The 25,452-nt window shown below is 67.9% G+C and carries 28 protein-coding genes and 4 tRNA genes; 21 read left to right on the top strand and 11 right to left on the bottom strand.

The window, feature by feature from the left end:
• Both ACHAA3_RS13175 and ACHAA3_RS13170 read left to right on the top strand, forming a co-directional pair.
• Window positions 1-609 (top strand): acetoacetate decarboxylase family protein, encoded by a 609-nt coding sequence (locus ACHAA3_RS13175; RefSeq protein ID WP_435709488.1) that lies wholly within the window; start codon window positions 1-3, stop codon window positions 607-609.
• Window positions 610-717: 108 nt separating this feature from the next.
• Window positions 718-1,140, top strand: coding sequence for a hypothetical protein (locus tag ACHAA3_RS13170; protein WP_435709487.1), 423 nt, complete (start codon window positions 718-720; stop codon window positions 1,138-1,140).
• A 17-nt stretch (window positions 1,141-1,157) separates the two neighbouring features.
• On the opposite strand, the gene ACHAA3_RS13165 is transcribed toward ACHAA3_RS13170, so the two are convergent.
• On the bottom strand, window positions 1,158-1,910 hold the full coding sequence (locus ACHAA3_RS13165) for a potassium channel family protein (protein ID WP_435709486.1): 753 nt from the start codon (window positions 1,908-1,910) through the stop codon (window positions 1,158-1,160).
• A gap of 340 nt (window positions 1,911-2,250) precedes the next feature.
• Between ACHAA3_RS13165 and ACHAA3_RS13160 the strand changes: the two genes are divergently transcribed.
• Complete coding sequence (locus ACHAA3_RS13160) at window positions 2,251-2,856, top strand: hypothetical protein (protein ID WP_435709485.1); 606 nt, start codon at window positions 2,251-2,253, stop codon at window positions 2,854-2,856.
• Between the two features lie 80 nt (window positions 2,857-2,936).
• On the top strand, window positions 2,937-4,373 hold the full coding sequence (locus ACHAA3_RS13155; RefSeq protein ID WP_435709484.1) for a signal peptidase I: 1,437 nt from the start codon (window positions 2,937-2,939) through the stop codon (window positions 4,371-4,373).
• A gap of 17 nt (window positions 4,374-4,390) precedes the next feature.
• Here ACHAA3_RS13155 and ACHAA3_RS13150 read toward each other — a convergent pair whose 3' ends face one another.
• The 3 genes from ACHAA3_RS13150 to ACHAA3_RS13140 form a co-directional block, all read right to left on the bottom strand.
• The gene (locus ACHAA3_RS13150; RefSeq protein ID WP_435709483.1) at window positions 4,391-4,582 is read right to left on the bottom strand and encodes a transposase; all 192 of its coding nucleotides are present in this window, start codon (window positions 4,580-4,582) and stop codon (window positions 4,391-4,393) included.
• A 325-nt stretch (window positions 4,583-4,907) separates the two neighbouring features.
• Window positions 4,908-4,979, bottom strand: a tRNA-Val gene (locus tag ACHAA3_RS13145).
• 53 nt (window positions 4,980-5,032) lie between these two features.
• Entirely contained in the window at window positions 5,033-5,866 is an 834-nt protein-coding gene (locus ACHAA3_RS13140; RefSeq protein WP_435709482.1) for an aminotransferase class IV, read from the bottom strand.
• A gap of 81 nt (window positions 5,867-5,947) precedes the next feature.
• On the opposite strand from ACHAA3_RS13140, the gene ACHAA3_RS13135 reads away from it, so the two are divergent.
• From ACHAA3_RS13135 to ACHAA3_RS13120, 4 genes are all read left to right on the top strand, one after another.
• A tRNA-Gly gene (locus ACHAA3_RS13135) sits at window positions 5,948-6,019 on the top strand.
• Window positions 6,020-6,046: 27 nt separating this feature from the next.
• Window positions 6,047-6,117, top strand: a tRNA-Cys gene (locus ACHAA3_RS13130).
• 27 nt (window positions 6,118-6,144) lie between these two features.
• Window positions 6,145-6,216: transfer RNA gene (locus ACHAA3_RS13125), tRNA-Val, on the top strand.
• Window positions 6,217-6,355: 139 nt separating this feature from the next.
• A complete protein-coding gene (locus ACHAA3_RS13120; RefSeq protein WP_435709481.1) occupies window positions 6,356-7,306 on the top strand; it encodes a class II glutamine amidotransferase in 951 nt (316 codons plus the stop codon).
• Between the two features lie 12 nt (window positions 7,307-7,318).
• On the opposite strand, the gene ACHAA3_RS13115 is transcribed toward ACHAA3_RS13120, so the two are convergent.
• The gene (locus ACHAA3_RS13115; protein WP_435709480.1) at window positions 7,319-7,708 is read right to left on the bottom strand and encodes a DUF4333 domain-containing protein; all 390 of its coding nucleotides are present in this window, start codon (window positions 7,706-7,708) and stop codon (window positions 7,319-7,321) included.
• Window positions 7,709-7,718: 10 nt separating this feature from the next.
• Window positions 7,719-8,618: a YihY/virulence factor BrkB family protein gene (locus ACHAA3_RS13110; protein ID WP_435709479.1), complete on the bottom strand. Its 900-nt coding sequence runs from the start codon at window positions 8,616-8,618 to the stop codon at window positions 7,719-7,721.
• Window positions 8,619-9,055: 437 nt separating this feature from the next.
• Here ACHAA3_RS13110 and ACHAA3_RS13105 point away from each other — a divergent pair, with 437 nt between their 5' ends.
• On the top strand, window positions 9,056-9,868 hold the full coding sequence (locus tag ACHAA3_RS13105) for a sirohydrochlorin chelatase (protein ID WP_435709478.1): 813 nt from the start codon (window positions 9,056-9,058) through the stop codon (window positions 9,866-9,868).
• Between the two features lie 3 nt (window positions 9,869-9,871).
• Here ACHAA3_RS13105 and ACHAA3_RS13100 read toward each other — a convergent pair whose 3' ends face one another.
• A complete protein-coding gene (locus tag ACHAA3_RS13100) occupies window positions 9,872-10,708 on the bottom strand; it encodes a PPK2 family polyphosphate kinase (RefSeq protein ID WP_435709477.1) in 837 nt (278 codons plus the stop codon).
• A gap of 65 nt (window positions 10,709-10,773) precedes the next feature.
• Here ACHAA3_RS13100 and ACHAA3_RS13095 point away from each other — a divergent pair, with 65 nt between their 5' ends.
• Complete coding sequence (locus ACHAA3_RS13095; RefSeq protein ID WP_435709476.1) at window positions 10,774-11,265, top strand: hypothetical protein; 492 nt, start codon at window positions 10,774-10,776, stop codon at window positions 11,263-11,265.
• A 55-nt stretch (window positions 11,266-11,320) separates the two neighbouring features.
• Window positions 11,321-11,725, top strand: coding sequence for a peptide-methionine (R)-S-oxide reductase MsrB (gene msrB / locus ACHAA3_RS13090; protein ID WP_435709475.1), 405 nt, complete (start codon window positions 11,321-11,323; stop codon window positions 11,723-11,725).
• 25 nt (window positions 11,726-11,750) lie between these two features.
• Here the strand turns inward: msrB and hemQ are convergent, their stop codons facing one another.
• From hemQ to hemE, 3 genes are read right to left on the bottom strand one after another with little or no spacing between them, the layout of a single operon-like run.
• Window positions 11,751-12,461, bottom strand: a complete 711-nt coding sequence (gene hemQ / locus ACHAA3_RS13085) for a hydrogen peroxide-dependent heme synthase (protein ID WP_435709474.1) — start codon at window positions 12,459-12,461, stop codon at window positions 11,751-11,753.
• Window positions 12,458-13,849, bottom strand: coding sequence for a protoporphyrinogen oxidase (hemG, locus tag ACHAA3_RS13080; protein ID WP_435709473.1), 1,392 nt, complete (start codon window positions 13,847-13,849; stop codon window positions 12,458-12,460). The genes hemQ and hemG overlap by 4 nt, the downstream gene beginning before the upstream one ends.
• A gap of 1 nt (window position 13,850) precedes the next feature.
• Complete coding sequence (gene hemE / locus ACHAA3_RS13075; RefSeq protein WP_435709472.1) at window positions 13,851-14,900, bottom strand: uroporphyrinogen decarboxylase; 1,050 nt, start codon at window positions 14,898-14,900, stop codon at window positions 13,851-13,853.
• Between the two features lie 73 nt (window positions 14,901-14,973).
• On the opposite strand from hemE, the gene ACHAA3_RS13070 reads away from it, so the two are divergent.
• From ACHAA3_RS13070 to ACHAA3_RS13050, 5 genes are all read left to right on the top strand, one after another.
• Entirely contained in the window at window positions 14,974-15,552 is a 579-nt protein-coding gene (locus ACHAA3_RS13070; protein ID WP_435709471.1) for a DUF3000 domain-containing protein, read from the top strand.
• The gene (locus ACHAA3_RS13065; protein ID WP_435709470.1) at window positions 15,549-16,790 is read left to right on the top strand and encodes a ribonuclease D; all 1,242 of its coding nucleotides are present in this window, start codon (window positions 15,549-15,551) and stop codon (window positions 16,788-16,790) included. Before ACHAA3_RS13070 ends, ACHAA3_RS13065 begins: the two co-directional genes overlap by 4 nt.
• Before the next feature lie 68 nt (window positions 16,791-16,858).
• The gene (gene efeU, locus ACHAA3_RS13060) at window positions 16,859-17,740 is read left to right on the top strand and encodes an iron uptake transporter permease EfeU (protein WP_435709469.1); all 882 of its coding nucleotides are present in this window, start codon (window positions 16,859-16,861) and stop codon (window positions 17,738-17,740) included.
• A gap of 63 nt (window positions 17,741-17,803) precedes the next feature.
• A complete protein-coding gene (locus tag ACHAA3_RS13055) occupies window positions 17,804-18,979 on the top strand; it encodes a serine hydrolase domain-containing protein (RefSeq protein WP_435709468.1) in 1,176 nt (391 codons plus the stop codon).
• Window positions 18,976-19,566, top strand: a complete 591-nt coding sequence (locus tag ACHAA3_RS13050; protein WP_435709467.1) for a hypothetical protein — start codon at window positions 18,976-18,978, stop codon at window positions 19,564-19,566. The genes ACHAA3_RS13055 and ACHAA3_RS13050 overlap by 4 nt, the downstream gene beginning before the upstream one ends.
• A 110-nt stretch (window positions 19,567-19,676) precedes the next feature.
• Here the strand turns inward: ACHAA3_RS13050 and ACHAA3_RS13045 are convergent, their stop codons facing one another.
• The gene (locus ACHAA3_RS13045) at window positions 19,677-20,636 is read right to left on the bottom strand and encodes an aldo/keto reductase (RefSeq protein ID WP_435709466.1); all 960 of its coding nucleotides are present in this window, start codon (window positions 20,634-20,636) and stop codon (window positions 19,677-19,679) included.
• A gap of 283 nt (window positions 20,637-20,919) precedes the next feature.
• On the opposite strand from ACHAA3_RS13045, the gene ACHAA3_RS13040 reads away from it, so the two are divergent.
• The 5 genes from ACHAA3_RS13040 (at window position 20,920) to ACHAA3_RS13020 (ending at window position 25,425) form a co-directional block, all read left to right on the top strand.
• A complete protein-coding gene (locus ACHAA3_RS13040; RefSeq protein WP_435709465.1) occupies window positions 20,920-21,273 on the top strand; it encodes a hypothetical protein in 354 nt (117 codons plus the stop codon).
• Window positions 21,274-21,333: 60 nt separating this feature from the next.
• Window positions 21,334-23,631, top strand: coding sequence for a protein translocase subunit SecD (secD, locus tag ACHAA3_RS13035; RefSeq protein WP_435709464.1), 2,298 nt, complete (start codon window positions 21,334-21,336; stop codon window positions 23,629-23,631).
• A gap of 52 nt (window positions 23,632-23,683) precedes the next feature.
• Entirely contained in the window at window positions 23,684-24,094 is a 411-nt protein-coding gene (locus ACHAA3_RS13030; RefSeq protein ID WP_435709463.1) for a TM2 domain-containing protein, read from the top strand.
• 68 nt (window positions 24,095-24,162) lie between these two features.
• Window positions 24,163-24,648, top strand: a complete 486-nt coding sequence (locus tag ACHAA3_RS13025) for a DUF6318 family protein (RefSeq protein WP_435709462.1) — start codon at window positions 24,163-24,165, stop codon at window positions 24,646-24,648.
• Window positions 24,649-24,888: 240 nt separating this feature from the next.
• Complete coding sequence (locus tag ACHAA3_RS13020; protein WP_435709461.1) at window positions 24,889-25,425, top strand: hypothetical protein; 537 nt, start codon at window positions 24,889-24,891, stop codon at window positions 25,423-25,425.
• Window positions 25,426-25,452 lie beyond the last annotated feature (27 nt).

The raw sequence follows: 25,452 nt of genomic DNA, 5'->3' as shown, positions 1-25,452 counted from the left end.
ATGGCCAGCTATCCGGTCGAACCGTGGGACCTGCACGGCCACGCCTACGTGGGCGTCTGGCTGCTGCCGGCGGGCGCCGCTCCCCCGCCGGCCTCGGCGGTCACCCGCTCGGTGCACCTGTTCGGTCGCACGATCGTCTCGGCGGCGTTCTTCCGCTATGACCAACCCAGCCCGTTGACCTATGACGAGATCATGTCGACCGTCCTGGTGAGGCACGGCTGGCGTCCCCGAGTCTCGATCACGCACATCTGGGTCGACAGCGAGGCCTCACGCGTTGGCGGCCGGGCCCTGTGGGCGATCCCCAAGGACCTCGCCGAGTTCCATCGCCAGTCGCACCGGTCGTACACGGCGGCGGGCATCGGATCGCTCGGCGTGCAGAACGCGCGCCGCCTGCCCTTCCCCGTACCCCTGGGCTTTCGCCTCGCCCAGGACCGCCACGGCGGCCTCGTGGTCTCGCCGGTGCGCGGCCGGGTTCGGCTCGGTCTCGCACACGGCTCCTGGTCATTCGATCCGGCCGGACCACTCGGCTTCCTCGCCCACCGGCGCCCCGTCGTGACCCTCGCACTGCGACCCTTCCACCTGACGTTCGGTCATCGCGCCACACCCTGAGATCTCGCTCGGTCGTTGAAACCGGTCGGCCGTTGAGCCCGGTCGGCTAGCCTCGTGCCACAGGCACCAGTCGTCCTCCCAGACGGCGCTTCGAGACTGGGGACGATCATGATCGGTTCGAGCACCTCGCGACGACAACGAAGAGCCGGACGGCTCCTGGACGATCACGGCCCGCACCTGCTGGCCCTGGCCGGCACACTGACCGCCACCAGCGCCCGTGCCGAACGGCTGGTGATCGATGCGGTCGCCGCGCAGGTGCACCACCGCACGCGCGGTAGCAGGCGCACCCGGTGCGACCTGTCCAGACACCTGCACTCCCGGTGGCTGAGCACTCACGGTCCACGCGGAGACCAGGCCGTTGCATCGGGACCCCGCGGTCGCGCTCATGAGCTCAGCGATCTGCAGCTGGGGCTCCTCGCGCTGGTGCTGTTCAGCGGATGCACCTGTGCCCGGGTCGGCCACACGCTACGTCTGTCCCCGCACGAGTCGGCCACGACGCTGCGTGACGCCCTGCGATCTGTCGCGTCCTGACAGGCCTGTCCTGACGGTCAGGACTTGCGCAGCTCTTCACGCAGCGTGCGGATCTCCGCGGTCAGTGCGGCGATGTCTCGTCGCGTCGCCGCCTCGGTCTCCTCGTCCGACTCGGCGACCCGTTCGATCAACCACGAGGCGAACGACGCCGTGACGACACCGAGCGTCGCGATGCCTGCGAACATCAGGCCCCCGGCAATAAATCGACCCGCAGTTGTCACGGGGTACATGTCGCCGTATCCGACGGTCGTGATGGTGGTCATGGCCCACCACACCGCATCGCCGAAGCTCTGGATGGGACCGTCGCCCCCGCGCTCGACATCGAGGATCGCGACGGCCGACACGAACACGATCAGAGACACCGAGGAGACCAGGTACAGCCCGACCTTGCCGCGCATGGAGCTGCCGGCGTAGCGGTTCAGGACACTGAGCAGCGTCACCAGTCGCAGCAGTCGCAAGGGTCGCAGGATCGGCAGCACCACGACGGCGACATCGAGCGGGTGTTCTCGGATGAACTTCCAGCGGTGACGAGCGAGCAGGACCCGCGCCGCGAGGTCGACGAACACCATCACCCACGTCACCCAGACCACCGTCTCGCAGGCGTTGTCCCACGCACGGTTCAGGTCCGGATCGAGGATGGGCCACGCGTAGGCCCCGAGAAACAACAGCGTCGAGATCGTCAAAGGAATCTCGGAGGCCTTCTCCCAGCGCTCGACGCGCTCCTCGATCACGGGGTCAGGCGCGGGCCGTTGGTCGGTGTCTGCAGCCATGCGCTCATGGTCTCAAATCCGAGAGCGGGTCGCGGAGTGCACACCGAGATATGCGGATACACCTGATCCATGTAGTCACGCCCCATCGGCTCGAACGTCGGTGTCGTCGTCGGTCTCGCATCCATCCTGATCAACGCCGGGGCGGTGCCGTGGGCCTCGTGTGGCGTACCGCCACCGAGCTCGCGGTGGCCGCGATCAGGTGATTCGTCCGACTTGACCGCAGGACCTTGGTCACCCAGGGACGGGTCTCTGGGCTCTGACCAATGCACCTCGAACCGAGAATCGTGGTACCCGAGGGCTCCCATTCGGGGCTCCAGCAGTCAAGGGAGCACGATCCACGATGCAGAAGCCAACCCGCAAGACCCGACAGATCGGCACCGCGATCGCGACACCCATCGCCATCATCGCGGCCGCCGCCCTGATCTGGCAGTCGTCATATGCGGCCTTCAGCGGCAGCACCCGCAACTCCGGCAACAACTGGGCCACTGGCTCCGTCGCGCTCACCGACGACGACAACGGGTCGGCACGCTTCCAGGCGACCGGCATGGTTCCCGGTGACACCGAGACCAAGTGCATCACCGTCACAGCGCAGGCCACCGTCCCCGGCGTCGTCAAGGGATACACGGTCAACCCTGTGCTGTCCCCCGCCGGTCTCCAGGACCACGTCATCGTGGGCATGAACTGGGGCACCGGAGGCGGCTTCGGTTCCTGCACCGGGTTCGTCAAGGGCGGAGCGGTCTTCCCACCGGCATCCCTGACAGCACTCTCCGCGTTCAACAGCTACGCGAGCGGTGCCGGTGGCTGGGCAGTCACCGCCGGGACCCAGACACGTACGTACGAGATCACGTGGACGTTCGACACGACCGGTATGTCCCAGAGCGAGCTCGACAATCTCCAGGGTGCGCAGACCGGCATCGACCTCCAGTGGGAGCTGCAGAGCAACTAATTCTGGTCACCTGCGTCTACCACCTGCCGATCGTCTAGAAAGAAGCCATCGTGGCGTCACCATCAGGCCCGCCTGGCGGAGTGGATCTCAGCAGTCCGAAGCCCGCTGAGGCCGGCGACATCGCGGGCCCCATGCGCGCTTGGTGCGGTCTGGCGCTCGTGTTGCTGGCTCGCGTCTACCGCGCCATGCTCCTCACGCTGATCATCGCGGCCGCCGTGCCGACGTTGTGGAGCTGGTCGAGCTATGTGGTCCGCAGCGGCTCGATGGAGCCCGCGATCTCGGTGGGAGATGTGGTCATCACCAAGCCCTTCGCCAGGGAGTCCCCGGTACCGGTCGGACGGGTCATGCTGTTCACTCCGGCTGACGCGGCCGAGGGCCACGAGAACCGTCTGCACCGAGTCGTCGAGAATCTTGGCGACCAGACCTATGTGACGGCCGGTGACGCCAATCGCAACAACGACGTGGCGCCAGTGCCCGCTGCCAACTTCCACGGCAGGGCCATCATCTGCGTCCCCTTCGTCGGAATGCCACTGATCTGGTTGAACGACGGCAACCTGACGCTGCTCATCGGCTGGATCCTTGTCACGATGATCGCCTTCTACTTTTCGTCCCGGCCCTCGTGCCACGCCAGGCACCGGCGTCGAGATCGCAGTGCCCCTCCGACTGAGGACGACGCCGACGACATCGCCGCCACGCCTTCGGCCGCTATGACCACCCTCCGGACGATGCTGCACCCGGGCGCTGCCGTCGTCGCGGTCGCAGTCATCGTCGGAAGCGCAGCCGTGCTCCCGGTGCAATCTGCTGATGCCGCGTTCAGCGACACGACCGCCAATGCCGACAACACGTGGAAAGTCGCCGTGAACACCTCCCGCGCGACCAGCAAGATCCAGATCTACGACACCCCCTCCCCCAGCAGCTGGTACCAACGCAGCAACGTGTCCGTGAACATCTCCGCAACGGCAAGCGGCGGCAGGAGCATCCGCTCCATCACCTATCGCGTCAACGGTGGCAGTCCTGTCACGATCAAGAGCTCATCCCTGGTGTTCACCCTCAGTACGCAGGGCGACAACACCATCACCTACTTCGCCACTGACTCCGCCGGCGCCTCCGAGACAACTCACACCGCCCATGTCAAGCTCGACAACCGGTCCCCCGTGCTCGCCGTCACCTCGCCAACCGGCGACTTGACGCACGCGCAGTGGCGCGCGGCCTGCGCCGGTGCCGGACGGACCGGAGGTGTCTGCGGGACCGCCGTCGACCCGACACTCGGTAGCGGGACCGCGCGCGTCGAGTACGTCTTGTACCGCTCCTCGGACTTCCGCTGCTTCAACGGGACGTCCTGGACCTCCGCTGCCTGCCAGACGCGGACACCTGCCAAGCTCACCACGGGGACCTGGTTCGCGAGCATCCCCGACTCCGCACTAGCCACCTCGAGGACGTGGTACACGATCACGATTTACGCCAAGGACATCGCTGGCAACACGACCAACACCACCCGAACGTTTTCAGTCGGCTGATGCTATGGAAGCGCGCCTCAGCACCTTCGATGGCAGCCGAGGTTGAGGAGCGCGAGGGCGATGACGGCCTCGGCTGACTTGAATCCACACGCGATCCGGGTGCTCGGCCGGATCGTGGTGTTGGTCAATTCGGTGAGGCCGTTGGGCAGGTTGTGCTCGATCGCGGCGGGAGTCCGGCTCCGGTGCTTTTCGAGGAACTCACCGACCACGCCTCGTCGTCATGATGGACAGGTCCACACTCTGACCCGGTCTTCGGCTACTCGACGGACACCCGAGTCGTGGGTCCTGCACGAACGAGTCCGCGGCCCAGGAGACGCAGCCCGCGCGCGATGTCATCCCTGCGCAAGAGGGAAGCCACAGCTGATGTCGTCTAGCCATGCGGACCCATGGCAACGGGGACCCGTGCGCACCGGGCGGTCGCCTTCAATCAGCACGTGGATCGGCACTGAGAGGTACCGCACGCATGGTGCACGACCCACTGAACAAAAATGGTTCCTGACCACATAGCTGCTGGTCAGGAACCATTTCCTCGAGTGGGCGATACTGGTTTCGAACCAGTGACCTCTTCGGTGTGAACGAAGCGCGCTACCCCTGCGCCAATCGCCCGCGAGTGCCCACCTACCTTAACGCACCTCGCGCGCTGCTCGGGCATCGAGGGTTCAGGGGTCGTTCGACACGATGACTTCTCGAGCCCAGATCTCCTGCGCGCGACGGGTCACCGGCCCGGGAGCCGCAACTTCGTGATCGTCGATGCGGCCGATGGCCTGGACGTCGCGGGTGGTGCCGACGAGCATGACCTCCTCCGCCTCGAAGAGCACCTCCAGGGGAGCGTCGCGCTCGACGATGTCCAGCTCGGGTCCACACCACTCGAGCACCAGGGCGCGGGTGACACCGGCCAACGGGCCGGCGGCGAGGGTGGGCGTGCACATCTGACCGTCGAGGACGTAGAAGACGTTGGATCCCGTGCCTTCACACAGCTGGCCCTGCGTGTTGGCCATGACAGCCTCACCCGCGCCCTGCGCCTTGGCCCAGGCGATCATCTTCGCGTTCTCGCCATAGGACGTGGTCTTGAGCCCGGACAATGCGCCCTTCTCGTTGCGTGCCCACGGCACGGTGACCACCGAGGCGACCGTCGGCGGCTTGACCATCGGCGCGGTGACCACCGAGACCGTCTGCGGACCGGTGCCACGCGGTGAGCCCAGCGGCCCGATGCCCGAGGTCACCGTGACCCGGATCAGCCCGAAGCCGAGATCTTGTCCCTCGACGGTGGCGGCGATGCCCTCGCGCACCGCAGCGAGGTCCGGGGCCCCGATGCCGAGTCCTCCGGCGGAGCGCACCAGGCGGTCCAGGTGACGCGTCACCGCGAACGGTTCGCCGTTCGTCACGGAGATGGATTCGAAGACTCCGTCGCCCACGACCATGCCGTGGTCGAGCAGGCTCACGACCGGGCTCGCAGGGTCTTCGAGGAGGCGGCCGTTCACCCAGGCGATCATGAGCCCACGCTAGCCGCCCCCCGGTTTGGAGCCTGCCCATCGGATCGGCTAAAGTCTCGTGTCGCCTCCAATTGAGGCTACGCGGACGTGGCGCAGTGGTAGCGCATCACCTTGCCAAGGTGAGGGTCGCGGGTTCGAATCCCGTCGTCCGCTCGGAACGGGTCTCGTCACCCATCCTGCGGTGGGTTGGCCGAGAGGAGAGGCAACGGACTGCAAATCCGTGCACACGGGTTCGAATCCCGTACCCACCTCGAGCATGAGCAACAACTGAACAGCATGGGCGATTGGCGCAGCGGTAGCGCGCTTCCCTGACACGGAAGAGGTCACAAGTTCGATCCTTGTATCGCCCACCGAAGTAGAGCCCCGGGAAACCGGGGCTTTCTTCATCTCGGACGCCGGAGTCCAGGATCCGAGGAGAACCCGCTGCTTCCTGGCGACCATGCTCTGATGACATCGGATCCGCTCCGACGGACCCAGTGAGGAACCCACATGTGCCGCGTTCTTGCCTACATCGGGCCGGAGATCCCCGTCAACAGCCTGCTGCTGTCGCCAGACAACAGCCTCATCAACCAGACCCTGGACCCCGAGCTCCACCCGCTCCTCCAGCTGGCCGGGTGGGGCTTCGGAGCGTGGAGCGAGCATCTGCTGAGGCCCGAGAAGCCCCTGGTGTACCGCAGGCCGATGGCCGCGTTCTACGACGACAACGCCGAGGGAATCATCCCCAGCCTTCAGGCCAGCACACTCCTGGCCCACGTGCGGGCTGCGGGATACGACGCGGGTGTCGTCCTCGCCGACGAGAACTGCCACCCCTTCTCCTACCAGGAGACGCCGTGGATCATCGCCCAGAACGGCGACCTGCCCCACTGGTTGATCCTGCAGCGCGAGCTGCTGGCGCACTGCAAGGACACCTACCTCGCGCAGATGCGGGGCACCACCGACACCGAGTTCCTCTACGTCCTGCTGCTGTCCCTGCTCGAGGGCAACAGCAACGAGGACGTCCAGCGCGCCTTCGAGAAGATGCTGACGGTCATCATCGAGGCCCAGCGCAAGCTCGACCTGGTCTCCCTGACCAAGCTGAAGATCGCCCTGGTGACTCAGGACAGGATCATCGGAGTGAATTACGGCGCGGGGCCCGACGGCGAGACCCACCCCTCAGGTGACTGGCAAGAGCTCCGCAAGTCCGAGCCGGGCTCCGACGAGCTCGCCCTGGGCATGCTGCTCGAACCCATGTACGTGCTGCTCGGTACGAACTTCCAGGACTACGAAGACTCCTACGAGGTCGACGTCCGCAGCGCCGAGGATGCGACATCGGCCATCTTCGCCTCCGAACCCCTGACCGAGAACGACGAGGACTGGCTGCCCCTGAACTTCGGCGAGATCGTCTTCCTGGAGAAGAAGGACGGGGCTCTGACGAGGACCACTCGCCAGCTGAACCTGTAGTGCTCGAGGCGCCTACGGGCTCTCCTCGTCCAGTTCGGGCGTCTCGGCATTCTCGGAGGTCCAGGAGAACTGACCGCCTCCGCCGGTGATCTCGACCTTCGCAACGGTGGCCACCTCGGCATCGCCGTCGAAGAACGCCTCGCAGTCGAAGGTCGTCCCCACGAGCTCGTTGACCTTGGCCGGGCACTCGACGCTCACGGCGCGACCGGTGCGCGCCGTGAGGCGCTCGGAGATGTTCTTCTCCACACCGTCGCTGGAGATCCGGCTGACCGGGGCCGCTTCGGGCACGCCGGCGCGGTCCCGGACCTCGTCATCGTCGTCGCGCAGCATCCAGTACAGGACACCGGCGCCGATGATGGCGAGCACCGACAACACGATCAGGGCATCGATCAGGCGCTTCATGCGCGCCAGCCTAGACCGCCTGCTCCAGATCTTCCGTGTGATCCACGGCCTCGTCGAGCGCGGCGTTGATCGCGGCCCCGATCAGCACCGCGATCGAGATGACGTACAGCCACAGCAAGATGGCGATCGGCGCGGCCAGCGGGCCGTAGATCGAGGTGCCGCCGGTCGAGAAGCCCAGGGCCCACCGCACGAAGTAGCTGCCGAACACCCACATCAGCACGGTGAACGACGCACCCGGCAGGGCCCTGCGCCAGCGGCGCCGCAGAGGCACGGCAGTGTGATAGAGCGTCGCGATGAAACCGACCGACAACACCAGCACCGAGGGCCAGTACAGCTGGCTCAGCATCGCCAGCCGGTCCGGCAGCAGGTTGGCGGCGACGTCCGGGCCGGCCAGCACCAGTGGCACCAGCGCGATCCCGACCAGGAGCGCGACCATGTAGAGGGCGAACGACAGGGCGCGGGTCTTGACGATGCCGCGTCGCCCGCCCATGCCGTAGATGATCGTGATCGTGTCGATGAACACGTTCAACGCACGCGAGCCGGACCACAGGGCCAGCACGAATCCGATCGAGATCACGTCGATGCGGCCCGCCGTGAGGACCTCGTCGAGGGTCGGCGTGATGACGGCGTTGACCGTCTCGGGCGTGAGCGCCTGCGACGACAGGTCGATCACCCGATCCTTCAGCACCTCGACCTGCGTGACGTCGTAGCGCTTGGCGATGTAGCCGATGGTTCCGGCCAGACCGAACACCAGCGGCGGGAGCGACAAGATCGCGAAGAACGCCGCCTCGGCCGCCAGCCCGGTCACCCGGTACCGAAAACAGCTCGAGATGGTGCGCGCGAGCAGCCGCATGACCCACTGCCGCGCGGCGACCAGGCTGCGCGGTCGATCCACCGCCTCGGCCACCATGCCCCCACGGTATCGACCCGACACAGCCCGATCGCGCACCGTCAGCGGGTCGCAGGAGACTCGTCGACAGCCGCCCCTGTGCCCCGACTGCGGCTCGTGGCGCGGAGATGGCTGGACTCAGTGGAGCATGACTCACACCACATCGGCGAGCAGTTTCCGCAGGCCAGCACCGATGAACACGACCGGTAATATCACCTGCTGGACGGGCATCTCAACACCTGAGATTCGTGGTTGGTGTTGGTGAGACGCTCGTCCAGACTATGGACATGCTTTCGGCTCGCCACATCTGGCTCGTGGAACGACTCCACGTGGACCTCGGTCGCGCGCACACCATGCTGTGCCGCTGAACACCACGCGACCCGACCCCCATCTCGTCCGGCGCGTGGCGGCCCACGGTTCGACCGACACCGCTGCGCTCCCCGTCCCTGAGGATTCTCATGGCTGCACTGACTGACATCACCACGCTTCACCCCTCCCGCGACCGCGCTCCCTCTGGCGCCCCCGCGCTGGTCTCCTTCGCGATCGACGGAGGCGACCCTCGCACCGTTGCCACGGTCCAGGCACTGACCGACCTGGTGGCCACCACCCGCCCCGACCTGCCCACCGCGACCGCCTTCCTGGGCGGTGGCGAGAACGGGCTGGACGCCGTCATCGCACGGCTTGCTCGCGCAGGGCACGACGAGATCGTCGTGGTTCCCTTGCTGCTCTCCGAGGCTGAGCTTGCCGCGGCCGACGTGGCGCTGGCCATCGAGGCCGTGCAGCGTAAACACTCCTCGGTGCGCATCCAGGTCACTCGGGTGCTCGGCATGGAGTCGACCTTCTTCCGAGTGCTCGACGAGCGCCTGCGCGAAGCCCTGGCGCAGCACCGGGTCCGCGAGCTCGACGCGCTGGTGCTTGCCGGTCCCGGCTCGACCGACCCCCTGGCCAACGCCTTCATCGCCCGCGTGGCGCGCGCCTGGGGCAAGCATCACCACCTGCCGACCATCGCCGCCTTCGCGACCGCCGCTCCCCCGGCCGCGGGCGAGGCCGTCCGGGCGCACCGCGCCGACGGACGCCGCCACATTGCGGTCGGCATGGCGTTCATCGCACCCGGGGTGCAGTCCGCACGGGTCCGCGAGCTGGCCATCGAGGCAGGCGCGGTGGCTGTCGCCGAACCGCTCGGTGTCCACGACGAGGTTGCCCACGCCGTGCTGGCGCGCTACGCCGTCGGCGCTGTCGAACTCGTTCCGCTGGAGCCGCTCGCCGTCTGAGCCTCAGGATGCGCGAAGTCGCGCCTTCTCGGCCTCGACGTCGTACTCAGCACCTGGCCACTGCAGATCCATCGCGCGCAGCGCTTCGGCCAGCAGCGTCGCCATCGCCCAGTTGCGGTACCACTTGCGGCCGCTGGGCACGACGTGCCACGGGGCCGTCTGGGTCGAGCAGCGTTCCAGCGCGATGCCGTAGGCGACGGCATAGTCCGACCACAGCAGTCGTTCGTCGATGTCACCGGGGTTGTACTTCCAGTACTTCGACGGATCCGCCAGGCGCTCGGCGAGCCGTTCCTTCTGGTCTTCGGGCGTGATGTGCAAGAAGCACTTGACGACGGTCCCGCCATCGTCGACGAACCTCTGCTCGAAGTCGTTGATCGCCTCGTAGCGGCGCTCGACCTCCTCGGGCGGGACCAGCTCACGCACCCGGCCGATGAGCACGTCCTCGTAGTGCGACCGGTCGAAGATCGCGATCTGACCGGCGTCGGGCAGCGCCTGCTCGATCCGCCACAGGAAGTCGTGCTCGAGCTCTTCGGCCGTGGGCTTCTTGAAGGCCGTGATCCGCAGACCCTGCGGATCGACGAGGCCGGCCACGTTGCGGATGATGCCGCCCTTGCCCGAGGTGTCCATGCCCTGCATGACCAGGAGGATGCGCTGCGTGCCCACTCCGGCACGCGCCTGCGCGAACAGACGCTCCTGCAGGTCCGACAGCTCCTCGCCCAAGGTCACCATGGCCGCGGCAGCATCAGCCTTGTCGCCGTCGAATCCCGTGGTGACCCGTGAGTCGAACAGGGACACGTCGATCGGGCCGGAGGTGGCCAGTCGAGCGGAGAGAGAGGTCATGACGGCAGCCTACGGGCGCTGCGGGGCAGAGGTACTAGTCTGGCCACCGACGAGAGGACACCCGAATGTACGACGTCACACTGCTGGTCGAGAGCCAGCTCGAGGACATTGATGCCGATCAGGTCGTGGCCCTGCACGAAGGGCTCGAGGACACGGTTCGCTACCACCTCCTGATGCCGATCGAGAACTCGACGGCAACCCTGACGTCGTCGATGAGTGCGCTCGGCGGCGGTCATGTGGCTGCCGTGCCCGATCCGTCGTTGATCGAGGAGATGCAGGACACGGTCAAGGAATCAGGACAGGCAGCACTCGATGCGAGCATGGCGCTGCTGCGGGATCGCGGCCAGGAAGCCACCGGCCAGCTCGTCGACACCGACCCCATCGACACCCTGAAGGCCCTGGTGGCCGAGACCGCCTCGAGCGAGGTCATCATCCTCACCGAGACGCACTTCCTCAAGGAGTTCTTCCACATCGACTGGAGCTCACGCGCCAAGCGCGTGCTCGACGTCCCGACGCTGCACCTCATCGAGCGGTACCCGATCGAATCCCAAGGCTGACCAGGGCCAGGACCGACCAACGGTGAAGGTGGGCGCGCCGACGTAGGCTGGGCCCATGGCCTATGACGTGGAGAAGACCGAGCAGGAGTGGAAGGCTGAGCTCAGCCGCGAGGAGTACCAGGTCCTGCGCAAGTCGGGCACCGAGCGACCCTTCAGCTCACCCATCGAGACCGACACCACTCCGTCGGTCTACGGGTGCCGCGCCTGCGGCTCCGAGCTGTTCCGCAGCGACACCAAGTTCGACGCGCACTGCGGATGGCCGGCGTTCTACTCCCCCATGGCCGAGGACCGGGTCGAGTACATCGAGGACCGGTCCATGTTCGGCGGCGTCCGCATCGAGGTGCGCTGCGCACGCTGCGGCTCGCACCTCGGCCACGTCTTCGAGGGTGAGGGCTTCGACACCCCGACCGACCAGCGCTTCTGCATCAACGGCGTCGCCCTGACCCAGCAGCCCGACTGACCACAGTCCCGGCGGGGAGCCGGGGTCAGGGCCAGAGCTGGGCGAGATCGCCGATGGCGTGCAGCTCCCCGGTGTAGAAGGGGATCTCCTCGCGGACGTGCATACGTGCCTTGCTGGCGCGCAGGTCGCGCATCAGGTCCACGATGCGGTGCAGCTCATCGGCCTCGAAGGCCAGCATCCACTCGTAGTCGCCCAGGGCGAACGAAGCGACCGTGTTGGCGCGCACGTCGGGGTACGGACGAGCCTGCATGCCGTGCTCCTTGAGCATCTCGCGGCGTTCGTCGTCGGGCAGCAGGTACCACTCGTAGGAGCGCACGAACGGGTACACGCAGACGAACCTGCGGACCTCGTCCTCGGCCATGAAGGCCGGGATGTGCGATCGGTTGAACTCGGCGGGTCGGTGCAGCGCCATCTGCGACCACACCGGCACCATGCGCGATCCGAGCGCCGTGCGTCGAAAGCGGTGATAGGCGTTCTGCAGACCGCTGCTGTCTGGCGCGTGCCACCACAGCATCAGGTCGGCATCGGCTCGAAGTCCACCGACGTCGTACGCGCCGCGCACGATCACGTCGTCCGCCGCGAGCGCCGCGAACAGCTCCTCGACCTCGGCGGCCTCTGCCGCACGGTCGGCGGCATCGCCGAACACCCGGTCGAGTCGGAACACCGACCACATCGTGTAGCGGATGGTCTCGTTGATGTCCTTGGCCAGCTTGCCCTTGTTCGGAATCGTCGTCACGACCCCAGTGTCTCGCGTCCCAACAATCGAGCTGCAGCGACCCGGGCCGTGCCGATCACGGCCGGGATCCCCACGCCGCGGTAAGCCGCGCCGCAGACCTCGAGGCCCTCGACCGAGGCGATGTCGGCGTCGATCTCATCGACGACGTCGAGGTGGCCGACCTCGTACTGCGGCAGGCCCCCTCCCCACCGGTGCACGTGCGCGTCGATGACCGGTCCCGCCTGGCCCACGGCCGCCGTGAGGTCGGCGAGGGCCAGCCGGACGAGATTCTCGTCGTCGTTCTGCAGCAGCAGAGTCTCGCCGGCCCGGCCGATCGAGGTCCGCACGATGGCACGGTCGGACGCCGCATCACGGGACCACTGCCACTTCGAGCTCGAGAAGCTGGCGCCCTTGATGACCGTGCCGTCCACGGGTGGTGCGAGGAAGCCTGAGCCGGTCGTGCGGAACTCCCCACCGAGACAGAACGTGACCAGCGCGACGCTGGCGTACTCGACCGCAGCCAGCGCGAAGGCGGCCCGCGGCGCCACGTCGGACAGCAGGCGCGCTGCCGCCGGTGCAGGCGTGGCCACCACGACAGCATCGACCTCGAGGTGCTCGATGGCCGTCGTCGGCCCGATGGTCAGACGCCACCGGGGCGACCCCGGCTCGTGGGCGGGCAACCGGTCGAGTCCGCGCACCGTGGTCGAGGTGCGCACCGCGAAGTCACCGGCTGCCACGATCGCATCGGGCAGGGTGCCGACGCCGCCAGTGGGCGCGAAGAAGACCGGCGACGGCTGGGACGACTGCTGTGCCTGGGCGCGTTCGGCCAAGGACCGAGCGGCGCCGCTCACCAGATCTCCGCCCAGTGCCAGCACCTGGGGGGCGGTGGCCCGCAACGACAATCGGTCGGAGTGACCGGCGTACACCCCACCGAGCAGCGGCTCGATCAGGCGGTCGACGACCTCTCGCCCCAGCCGCTGCTCGACGAACGAGGCCACTGAGACGTCCTCGTCGGGCACCGCAGCCGGCGCGGACTCGGGCGCCTCGGTGACGATCCCGGACGCCAGAAGCGCCTGGAGATCGGCCGGGACGCCCATGACCGTGGGTGGCATCGGACGCAGTGCGTCGCGCGTCCAGATCGAGGCCGAGGCAGTGCTCGGGTGCTCGATGGCGTCGATCAGACCGATGTCACGGACCAGATCAAGGCCCTCGGCACGGCGGGCGAGGATCGACTCTGCGCCGACGTCGACCGCGATGCCACCGACCTCGGCCTGCCGCAGCTTGCCACCGACGCGATCGGAGGTCTCCAGCACGGTGACCTCGCAGCCGGCCGCCGCCAGGTCGTAGGCGGCGGTCAGGCCGGCGATCCCGCCGCCGATGACGGCGACCGTGCGTGGCGCCGGCGTCATGTCAGGGACCGGGGACCGGTTGGGCGTGGATGAAGTCGACCAGCCGGGTCAGAGTGTCCGGGTCGGTGGCGGGCAGCACGCCGTGGCCCAGGTTGAAGATGTGACCACGGGCGGCAGCACCCTCAGCGATGATCTCGGCGGCCCGCGCGTGCACGACCTCCGTGGGAGCGAACAGCGTGGTCGGGTCGAGATTGCCCTGCACGATGGCGTCGGGGCCGATCCGTCGCACGGCCTCGTCCAGCGGCACCCGCCAGTCGACACCGGTCACGTCAGCACCCGCCTCGGTCATCGCACCCAGCAGCTCGCCGGTGCCGACTCCGAAGTGGATGCGCGGCACGCCCAGGTCGGCGACGGCGTCCAGCACGGCGGCGGAGTGGGGCTGCACGTAGCGCTGATAGTCCGCCAGCGACAACGTCCCGGCCCACGAGTCGAACAGCTGCACCGCCGAGGCGCCGGCCTCGACCTGCAGGCGCAGGAACTGACCCGCGATGCGAGCGATGCGCCCGAGCAGCTCGTTCCACAGATCGGGCTCGCCGTACATCATCTGCTTGGTGCGGCGGTGGTCCCGCGACGGGCCACCCTCGACCAGGTACGAGGCCAGCGTGAACGGTGCCCCGGCGAAACCGATCAACGGTGTGGAGCCCAGCTCGTGCGCCAGCGCCGATGCCGCAGCGGTGATCGAGGAGACGTCGTCGGGCTCCAGATCACGCAGCTGATCGAGCTGCCCGACCGTGCGGATCGGGTCGGCCACCACGGGTCCGGTGCCGGGCACGATGTCGAGGTCGACGCCGATCGCCTTCAGCGGAACCACGATGTCGGAGAAGAAGATGGCCGCATCGACACCGTGCCGACGCACCGGCTGCATCGTGATCTCGACGACCATGTCGGTCTCGAAGCACGAGTCGAGCATCGCGGTGCCCTCACGGATCTTCAGGTACTCGGGCAACGAGCGCCCCGCCTGACGCATGAACCACACCGGGACGTGATCGGGACGCTGCCCGTGACAAGCGGCAAGGAACGGGCTCGCGGCGAGCGACGACGAGGAAGTCATGCCGCCATCCTTTCAGGTGCTGCGAGACGTGTCGCTTGCGCCCGCAACGCCCTGAAACACCTACCATCAAGGAGTGGTAGCCAGCATCGAGAAGAACCCTGCACCGGCCGTGTTCACCGACGCCGTGCGCCAGATCGAGCACGCGGTCATGCGTCCCGAGGTCGTGATCGATGACATGCCCGCCCCCCAGCGGATCGCGCCGCACGCCTACGCGATCAGCGGCGACGTGCGCGTCGGCGACGACGACCTCGGCACCGGCCGCTTCATCGTGCTGCACGACCCGGCCGGCAACGAGGCATGGGGCGGCACCTTTCGGTGCGTCACCTTCGCCCGCGCCGACATCGAGTCCGACATGGCCGCCGACCCCCTGCTGCCCAACGTCGGCTGGAGCTGGCTGATGGAGGCGCTCGACGCCCACGACGCCGAGCACACGGCCGCCAGCGGCAGCGTCACCGTGGTCCGCTCCGAGGGTTTCGGAGAGATGGACGACGACGGCTCCGACGCCCAGATCGAGGTCCGTGCGTCGTGGACTCCTGTGGCTGACAAGGGCAATCACGCGGCCGCCTGGTCAAATCTGCTGTGCGCCATCGCCGGCCTGCCTCCTCTGGCTCCCGGGGTGGTGCCTCTCCAGCGCAGGAGGGCCGGGCGTTGACGGCCGATCACACCCACGATCCGCAGCCTGACCCCGAAGAAGTCGTTCCCGAGGTCGTCCTGCCCCGACTGACGTTGCGCGACCCGCTGCCGCCGGTGGTCGACACCGACACGGCCCTCGCAGATTCGTGCGCGCGCATCGCAGCGGGTACGGGCCCGCTGGCGCTCGACGCCGAGCGCGCCTCGGGCTATCGCTACTCCCAGCGCGCGTACCTGATCCAGGTCAGGCGGGAGGGATCGGGCACCCACCTCATCGACCCCATCGCGTTTGACGATCATGCCCCCCTGGCTCAGGCCTTCGGCGACGCCGAGTGGATCCTGCACGCAGCCACCCAGGACATCCCCTGCCTGACCGAGATCGGGCTGCGTCCCACCTCGTTGTTCGACACCGAGCTGGCCGGCCGGCTGCTCAACCTGCCGCGCGTCGGTCTGGCCTCGTTGGTCGAGCACTACCTCGACCTCAGCCTGGCCAAGGAGTTCTCGGCCGCCGACTGGTCCACCCGCCCTCTGCCTGATCCGTGGCTGGTCTATGCCGCCCTCGACGTCGAGGTCCTGGTCGAGCTGCGCAATTTGATCGACGAAGACCTCACCCGCACCGGCAAGCGCGAGTGGGCCGCCGAGGAGTTCGAGGCGCTGCTGTCGTTCACGGGTCCACCCGAGCGGATCGACCCGTGGCGTCGCACCTCCGGGATGCACAAGGCACGCGGCCGCCGATCGCTGGCTCTGGTGCGCGAGCTGTGGCAGGCCCGCGACACCATCGCCCGCGCCCGCGACACCACACCCGGTCGCATCCTCCCCGACGTCGCCCTGGTCGAGATCGCCATGTCCGCCCCCGAGTCGATCGGCGACCTCAAGGCGATGCGGGCCATGCGCAACCGTGGACCTCGTCGTTTCGTCAGCGAGTGGTTCGACGCCGTGGAGCGTGGGCTCGCGCTCCCCGACGCCGACCTCCCACCCACCGGACGCCGCACCGATGGCCCACCACCGCCGCGGGCGTGGAGCGAGAAGAACCCGGCAGCGGCCGAGCGGCTGACCCGCTGCCGCACGGTCATCGCTGCCCTGGCCGAGGAGCACGACCTTCCCCCGGAGAACATGATCAGCCCCCATCTGGTGCGCTCGCTCGCGTGGGAGCCGCCGCCGAGCATCACCGAGGGTTCGATCGTCGACGAGCTCGAGGCGCACGGCGCACGGCGCTGGCAGGTCGGTCTCGTCGCCGGCCCGCTTGCAGCGGCACTGTGAACAACGCCCCCTGAATGCCGCAGGTTCTCGACCTGAGGTGAGGCAACCCTTGCTCTACAGTGAGCCTCGTGCTCGCAAACTTCCTGATCGGACTGCGTGAGGGCCTCGAGGCCAGCCTCGTCGTCAGCATTCTGATCGCCTATCTCGTCAAGACCGATCGCCGCCAGGACATCCGCTACATCTGGCTGGGGGTTGGCTCGGCGCTGACGGTCGTGGTCGTCGCGTTCACCCTCATCACGGCCGCGATCGGCTCACTGCCGTTCCGCACGCAGGAGCTGGTCGGCGGCACGTTGTCGATCTTCGCCGCAGCCCTCGTCACCTGGATGCTGTTCTGGATGCGTCGCACCGCACGGCACCTCAAGACCGAGCTGGAGTCCGAGATGGCACATGCGCTCACACTCGGTGCCGGCGCGATCGCCTTCGTCGCGTTCCTGACGGTGGGCCGCGAAGGTCTCGAGACAGCCGCGATCATGTACGGCACGGTCGCCAACGCCTATACGCCCCGGCCTTTCATCGGCGCCGCCCTGGGCATCGCCGTCGCCATCGCGCTCGGCTACCTGATCTACCGCGGCGCGGTGAAGGTCGACCTGGCCAAGTTCTTCACCGTCACCGGCGCCCTGCTGGTCGTCGTGGCCGCCGGCGTGCTCGCCTACGGCATCTACGACCTGCAGGAAGCCGCCTTCCTGCCCCAGCTGACCTTGCAGGTCGGCGGTCCCGGTGATCTGGGCAATCAGGTCTTCGACATCTCCGGCACGATCCCGCCCGACAGCTGGTACGGGACCCTGCTCAAGGGCACGATCAACTTCCAGCCGGATCCCTCGTGGCTGCAGGCCGGCGGGTGGCTCCTGTACCTCGCGATCGTCCTGCCGCTGTACCTGCGGGGATCACGGGCCATGTTCGCCCGCATCCCCCACAGGTCCGCTGACGAGGCCCCCACTTCCACCGTCTGAGCATCCGCTGACGCCGGCCCAGCCCTCCCAGCCGGCCCACCGGGCCGGGTCTACCGTGGTCGCATGAGTGTCTCCGGCAGCTGTGATCCCCGATTCGAGGAGCTCGGCGAGCTCCTCGCCGATTCGGTCGCTTCCGGCGCTGACCGGGGCGCCTCGGTGTGTGTCGTGCACGAGGGCCGCACCGTGGTCGACCTGTGGCACGGCTCGGCCGACCCAGAGGCGACGGTGCCGTGGCAGAGCGACACGATCGTTCCCGTGTGGTCGATCACCAAGGTCATGGCCAACCTGTGCGTGATGATGCTGGTCGATCGGGGACTGATCGATGTCGACGCGCCGGTCGCCACCTACTGGCCCGAGTTCGCGGCGGCGGGCAAGGAGGCCGTGACGGTCGCGCACGTGCTCAGTCACGCCTCCGGAGTCTCCGGCTGGGACCAGCCCGTCGAGGTCGACGACCTGTTTGACTGGGATCGCTCCACCGCCATGCTCGCGGCGCAGACGCCTTGGTGGGAACCGGGCAGCGCGCCGGGCTATCACCTGCTGAACCAGGGGCATCTGGTCGGCGAGATCGTGCGTCGTGTCACGGGTGAGACCATCGGCGCGTGGTTCGCGCGAGAGGTCGCCGCACCGCTGGGTGCGGACTTCCACATCGGCTTGGCCGCCGAGCACGACCACCGCGTCTCCCCCATCACTGCGCCCCGACCATTGCCCACCGATCCGGCCATCGATCCGGCATCGATCGATCCGGAGAGCCCAGCGGTGCGCACGTTCACCGGTCCGTTCCTACGGGCTCGCGAGGCCAACAGCGAGCGCTGGCGCCGCGCCGAGATCCCGGCCGCCAACGGCCACGGCAACGCGCGATCCATCGCGCGCATCCAGTCGGTCGTGTCCCACGACGGCCAGTGCGACGGAGTGCGACTGCTGTCGCCGGAGACGGTCGAGTCGATCATCGCGCCTCGCGTCAGCGGCACCGACGTGGTGCTGGGCATCAACTCGACCTTCGGTCTCGGCTGGGCTCTTCCCGACCCCACGGTCATGCCGTCGGTCGCGCCGGGACGACGCTGCTACTGGGGTGGTCTGGGCGGATCAGTCGTGGTCAACGACCTCGATCGGAACCTGACCTTCGCCTACGCCATGAATCGACTGATCTTCGAGCACGTGCCCGGCACCATGACGACTCGGCCATGTGGGGACAGCCGCTCCGACGCGTTGCTCGCCGCGCTCGATCGAGCGCTCGGGTGAGGGACTTCCACCGTCCGGGGCTGCCCGGGGCCAGTCACTTCGAGGCGCAGCCGAACCGTGAGGACCCCGCCGAGACCGCCGCTGCAGGCCATCGCATCGCGACCCTGCTCGTGCGTGGGCCGCACGGCGATGACGACCAGTTCCTGGTCGACCGGGTGCTGCACCTGGCCGACTCCGAGGGCCTGTCCACGATCGCCGAGCTGTGGTCGCACGCACCGGCCGATTCGCTCGCCGGGACGCTGTGGCGGTTGTACGCGCTGCGCACCTGGGTGCACCGCAACCCCGAGACCGCTGCCGTCGAGTTCGCCGCCGGCAAGTCGTTCGCTCCGGTGTCCGAGATGCTCGCCGGAGTCGTCGATCCTCCGGGACCGGCCGAGGTCATCGTGCTGGTAGACACGGTGGTGCGTGGCATCGTCAGCCCCGACTTCGACGTCACGCTCGATCGTGCTGCCGCGTTCGCACACATCGTCGGCGTGGGTCGCGCCCAGCTCGATCAGGGAGATCCCGCCTCTGCCGTCCGACTCGTCGACACCGCCACCCAGCTGCGACGCGCGGCCGAGATCGAACGCACTGCCAGTCTGCATTGAGTCGGCCCGTTAGGCTGATCGGGCGCCGGACCGCGGTAGCCCCGGGTCCCAAAATAAGCCGCTACGAGCGGCCACGCACCGTGAGGTGCTCCCGGTCCGGCGCATCACCGTCACGGGGCGAACGTCGTGTACGACATCGTCGGCCGATCGATCGCCGCCAGCTCCCGCAGCTGCTCGACGGTCGGCTCCCACCTACCTGCCGTGGCATTCGAGGCGACCTGCTCGGCTGAGGTGACTCCAGCGATCACGCTCGCCACGGCGGGCTGAGCAGCGAGGCCGCCCATGGCGAGCTGGAGGATCGAGATCTCGTGGCGAGCCGCGAAGTCCCGCAGCTGCTCGATGCGATCCCAGTCCGCACCCTCCAGGCGATCCGCCCGTGCTTCCAGCCGACTGCCGGCCGGTGCGGGTTCGCCGCGGCGGTACTTGCCGGTCAGCAGTCCATAGGCGAGCGGGAAGTACGGCAGGATTCCGATGCCGTGGTTCAGGCACGCAGGGGTCAGCTCGACCTCGGCCGTGCGGTTGTACAGCGAGTACTCGTTCTGCGCCGTGACGAACCGGGTCTGCCCGGTCTGGCCGGCCGTCCAGTCGGCGTCGACCACCTGCCAGGCCTGCATGTTCGAGCATCCGATCGCCCGCACCGTGCCGGCCTGCACCAGGTCGTCCAGGGCGCCCAGCGTCTCGTCGATCGGGGTGGCCGGATCGGGGGTGTGCAGCTGGTACAGATCGATGTGGTCGACGCCCAGGCGGCGCAGGCTCGCCTCCACCGATGTGCGGACGTAGGCTGCCGAGCCGCGTCGACCCTGGTCGTCGCCACTGACTCCTTGCATGTCCCTGCCGAACTTCGTGGCGATCATGACCTCGTCACGCCGTCCGCGGACGGCCTGGCCGAGCAGCTCCTCACTTGCGCCGAGCCCATAGCTGTCGGCCGTGTCGAAGAAGGCCACGTCGTGCTCGATCGCTGCGTCGACGATGGACACGACACGGCCGGCGTCGATGCGCGAACCGAAGGCATTGCAGCCGATCCCGACGGACGGAAGGCGCAGGGGCCCGACGGTGCGCTGTGAGTTCATGACTCCACCCTAGGAAGTCCGAGCCGGACCCAGCGAACAGATCAGCCGATCCCGGCGAGGCATCCCGGACCTGTCCGGAGTAGCTCACACGAGTCATTTTTTCTCGTTCGTGCCGACCCAAAAGGTGTTGCGATTTAATCTTGAACGAGATCGCAGGTCCCACCAAGACCCCGCACCTCGCCGCTCCGCCAGGGGGAGCGGCGAGGCGTGTTGGGTCGTCCCGAACCTGCATCACCGGCCCGATGAACCAGGTCTCGCGGGTGGCTCTCCTACACTGAGGCGCATGCCCGCAACGACCCGACGACCTCGCACGTGGTCGATCGTCGTCACGCTGGTCGCCGGCATGCTGGCTGTGGCGGTCTGCGGGCCACCGGCGAGCGCCCGTCAGCTTGCGACCAGTTCCCGCACCGTCGTCACCGCGGGCACGCCAGGTCTTGCCGAGGCGTCACGCGCCCCTGAGCTGCGACCGGCGACCATCGTGGACGGCACTCCGCAGCACCTAGGACTCGCCGCGCCCTCGCCTCGGGTTGCTCAGCCGCCGGTGACCCGCCCGGCGCCCCGCGCCGCGCACCGGTTGACTCCCCTGACACCGGTCAGCGATGCTGCACCTCGAGGACGCGCGCCCCCTGCGGCCTGATCACCGCCTCAGTCCCGCCCGTCTCACCTGGCCCTCGTGGCCACCGCCTGGAAGTACTTCATGACCAAAGCTCCTCTGTGGCGCGCAGTCGCCGCCTTCGCGGCGATCGCCATCGCCCTCCTGCTGGCCTTGACCAGCTCCGCCCGCCTGGGTCTTGACCTGCGGGGCGGCACCCAGATCGTCCTCGAGACCCGCGACTCGGACCGGGTCGAGGCTGATGCGGAAGCGACCGACCGGGCCCGCGACGTGCTCCGCGGCCGCGTCGACGCCCTCGGTGTGACCGAGCCGACCATCGCCCGCTCCGGTGAGAATCGCATCATCGTGGAACTGCCCGGCCTGCAGGATCCGCGCGAAGCGGCCGAGGTCATCGGTCAGACCGCGCAGCTGACCTTCCACGAGGTGTTGGCGCCCGCGAGCCCCGGCGTCGAGCCCGAGGAGGGCCAAGTCGTCCTTCCCGACGAGACGGGCCAGGACCTGCTGCTCGGCGCTCCTCTGCTCGACGGCAACGGTGTCGGTGACGCCGCCGCCGCGAGCGACGCGCAGGCGCTCGGCCAGTGGAGCGTCAACGTCGACTTCAACAACCAGGGTGCCGACGGATGGCGTCAGCTCGTGGCGGACGCCTGCGCCAACCCGGCAGCCGGCAATCGCGTGGCGATCGTCCTGGACGAGCAGGTCATCTCCTCGCCCGGCGTCGTGCAGCAGCTGTGCCAGTCCGGCGGCGGCAGCTCGACCTCCATCACCGGCGACTACACGCAGGAGACGGCCGACGACCTCGCCGTGCTGATCAAGGGCGGCGCGCTTCCGGTGCCGGTCGACATCATCGAGCAGCGCACCGTCGGACCGACGTTGGGTGCCTCCGCCATCGACGCCTCCGTCGAAGCAGCCATCATCGGCATCGCCCTGACCGGCCTGTTCATCGTGTTCGTGTACCGCCTCGTGGGTCTGATGGCCACCTTCGCACTGTCGGCCTACGCACTTCTCGCGTACGGAATGCTGGTCTGGCTGGGCGCCACCCTGACGCTGCCCGGCCTGGCTGGCTTCGTGCTCGCCATCGGCCTGGCCATCGATGCCAACGTGCTGGTCTTCGAAAGAGCCCGGGAGGAGTACGCCGCGAAGGAGTCGGGCAATCTCCAGGCATCGCTGGAGACCGGCTTCAACAAGGCCTGGACGGCGATCCTCGACTCCAACGTCACCACGTTGCTGGCCGCCGGGCTGCTGTTCTTCTTCGCTTCCGGCCCGGTCAAGGGCTTTGGCGTCACGCTCTCGATCGGTGTCGTGGCGTCGATGATCTCGGCTCTGGTGATCGCTCGAGTCCTCACCGACTTCCTGGTGCGGCGCTCCTTCGTCAAGAATCGTCCCGGCCTGACCGGTCTGGCCGGAACTGGCCGCATTCGCCGCTGGCTCGACGAGAACGGGCCGGACATCATGCGCCGCAGCGGCACGTGGATCGTCGTGACGCTGGTCGTGGCCGTGGTGTCGATCGGAGGCGTGGTGCTGCGTGGCCTCGATCTCGGCGTGGAGTTCACTGGTGGGCGTCTGCTGGAGTACTCGACCGCGACCCCGGTCGACCCGGAGGCGGCCCGAGACGCCGTCAGCGAAGCCGGCTTCCCCCGCGCAGTCGTGCAGTCCTCTTCTGGTGACGGCGAGTCAGAGAACATCAGCGTCCGCGTCGACGAGGTCTCCAACGATGAGGCCGTCACGATCGAACAGGCGATTGGTGAGGTTGCCGGCGGCGACGTCACCAAGGAACGTGATGAGCTGATCGGACCGAGCCTCGGTGAGGAGCTGCGCAACAAGGCACTCATCGCCTTCGGCATCGCGATCGCCGCGCAGATGCTCTACCTGGCCTGGCGGTTCCGGTGGACGTTCGCGCTGGCGGCGGTGCTGTCGATGTCCTCGGTCGTGCTGACCGTGGTCGGCACGTTCGCCTGGTGGGGCAAACCGATCGACGGCGTCTTCCTCGCCGCGGTGCTGTCCATCATCGGTCTGGCGGTCAACGACACGATCGTGGTGTTCGACCGCATTCGAGAACACCGATCCCGAGATCAGGGCAGACCGCTGCGCAAGGTGGTCAACGAGGCGATCCTGCAGACCATCCCCCGCACGGTGAACACGGGCCTCGGCGCGATGTTCATCCTGGCGGCACTGGCCGTGCTCGGCGGCGACTCGCTGACCGACTTCGCCATCGCGTTGCTCATCGGCCTGGGGGTCGGCATCATCTCGACGGTGTTCACGGCCTCGGCCCTGGCGGTCCTGCTGGAGGAGCGGTGGCCCCAGAATCCCGAGAAGCAAGCCAAGGTCGCCGACCCGTACGCGAACATCGACGACGGTCGAGCGCCGTCAGGCGTGGTCCTGTGACATCGCGCCGATGAGGTTTTTGGGGCAGCAGCCGAATCGCTCGGGTGGGGCCGTGACGGTCCCACCCGAGCCCGGCGTCCCCGATCCACGTCAGGTGCCTCCACCCGGGGCACAGGTGTCGCCACCTCCTCAAGCGCAGCCGGGATACGGGCACGTTCCCTATGGCTATGGGCCACCCGGCAGTCCCTTCGCGTACGGCGCCGGCCCGCAGGCGCCGTGGGGATACGACCCCAGGAGCGGCCTGCCCTTCTCCGACAAGCAGAAGCTGGTCGTCGGGCTCCTGCAGATCTTGGTCCCGTTGGGTATCGGTCGTATCTATGCCGGTCATGTCGGACTGGGCGTCGGACAGCTGGTGCTCACGATCCTGACGTGCGGCATCGGTGCGATCTGGCCGTTCATCGACGGCATCGTGACGCTGACCGGCGACCCCCGTGATGGCAACGGGCTGCCACTGCGCCCCTGATCGGGGTTGTCCACACGCGTCCTCGCGGGTATGGACACATCGTCTCCTACGGCGGTAACTTCACAAGCATGAAAATCGGGGGATTCTTCATCGCCGTGGCCCTGGTGCTGGCCGGTTGCTCCAGCGACCCGCAACCGCGTGATCCGACGACGAGCGCCACCCCCACCTCCACCGCGACTCCCCCGCCCATGCCGCCGCAGGCCAGCGAGGACACGCCCGAAGGTGCCGCGGCGTTCGTGACCCACTGGGTTGACAACTTAAACTTCGCCGCGCGGACCGGAGATGTAGAAGGCCTCACAGCCGTGTCCTCGACAAATTGCGGTGGCTGTTCAAGTTACGCGGATCAATTGGCAGCGGACGTAGACGGCGGACGACCGACGGAGAAGTTTTGGACCCTAAAGACGGTTCGGGTCGGCACCTCCCGCGAACCGTTAACAGCTGAGGTAACTGCGGCTGTTCTCGAGGGTTCGGGAAGCAGAAACTATCGGTTCAACTTTCAATTGACCTCCGGAGCACCGTTCAAGGTCGAAGACATCAGCATTCTGGAGGATTGAATGAGTCGTCTGATCGCGATACCGGCAGCAGCATTGAGCCTTGTCTTCATCGAATCGTCGGCGAAGGCCGACGTCAATGTGGTGCCGGACGCTTGGACTCCCTCGCTTCACCTGCAAGTTGAAAAGCGAACCCCCGGCATCGCTCGGCCCTCTCAATCGACGGCCCCGGTCGTCGGCTCTTCCGTCGAAGCCTCGCCGGGCAAGCTAGCTCGCCCAGCTCTGGAAGACCTCGAGCGCTGCGTGCTCGATACCGAGGGCGTGACCCGCTGCTACGCCGAGGAATTCGACGAACCTGCCGAAGCGGAAGCAGACGGTGAAGAAGAAGCTGACGAGCGCGAGCTCACCGAGGGTGACGTGCTCGCTGCGGTGCGCGAGATCGGGATGCCGTCGCTGCCGATCCGCATCGAACCGGGCGCCACCACCTTGGTCAATGTCGAGACCAACTTCTACACCGATCCGGCCCCGTTCAACCGGTCGATCGAGCTGCTGGGCTTCGCCGTCGACATCGAGGCCACACCCGCCTCCTTCGCGTGGACGCACGGCGACGGCACCAGCTCCACGACTCGCTCCCCCGGCCGCGCCTACCCGCACCTCGACGTGACGCACCGCTATCGAGCGCCGGCCGCGACCGTCCGCCCACGTGTCGACGTCACCTATCAGGTGCGCTACCGCGTGGACGGCGGCGCCTGGGCCCCGTTGTCACAAACCCTGACCGCGACGGGTCCCGCAGGCACCCTCGCCGTCAACGAAGCAGCCCCCGTCCTGACCACTCCCTGAGCCCTCTGGGCGGGTGCAACAATGGCG

The sequence above is a fragment of the Aeromicrobium sp. CF3.5 genome (assembly GCF_051262695.1).
In the GTDB taxonomy this organism is placed as follows: Bacteria; Actinomycetota; Actinomycetes; order Propionibacteriales; family Nocardioidaceae; genus Aeromicrobium.
The sequence above is the reverse complement of the archived record's forward strand: the minus strand, read 5'-3'. Positions and strand labels throughout refer to the sequence as shown.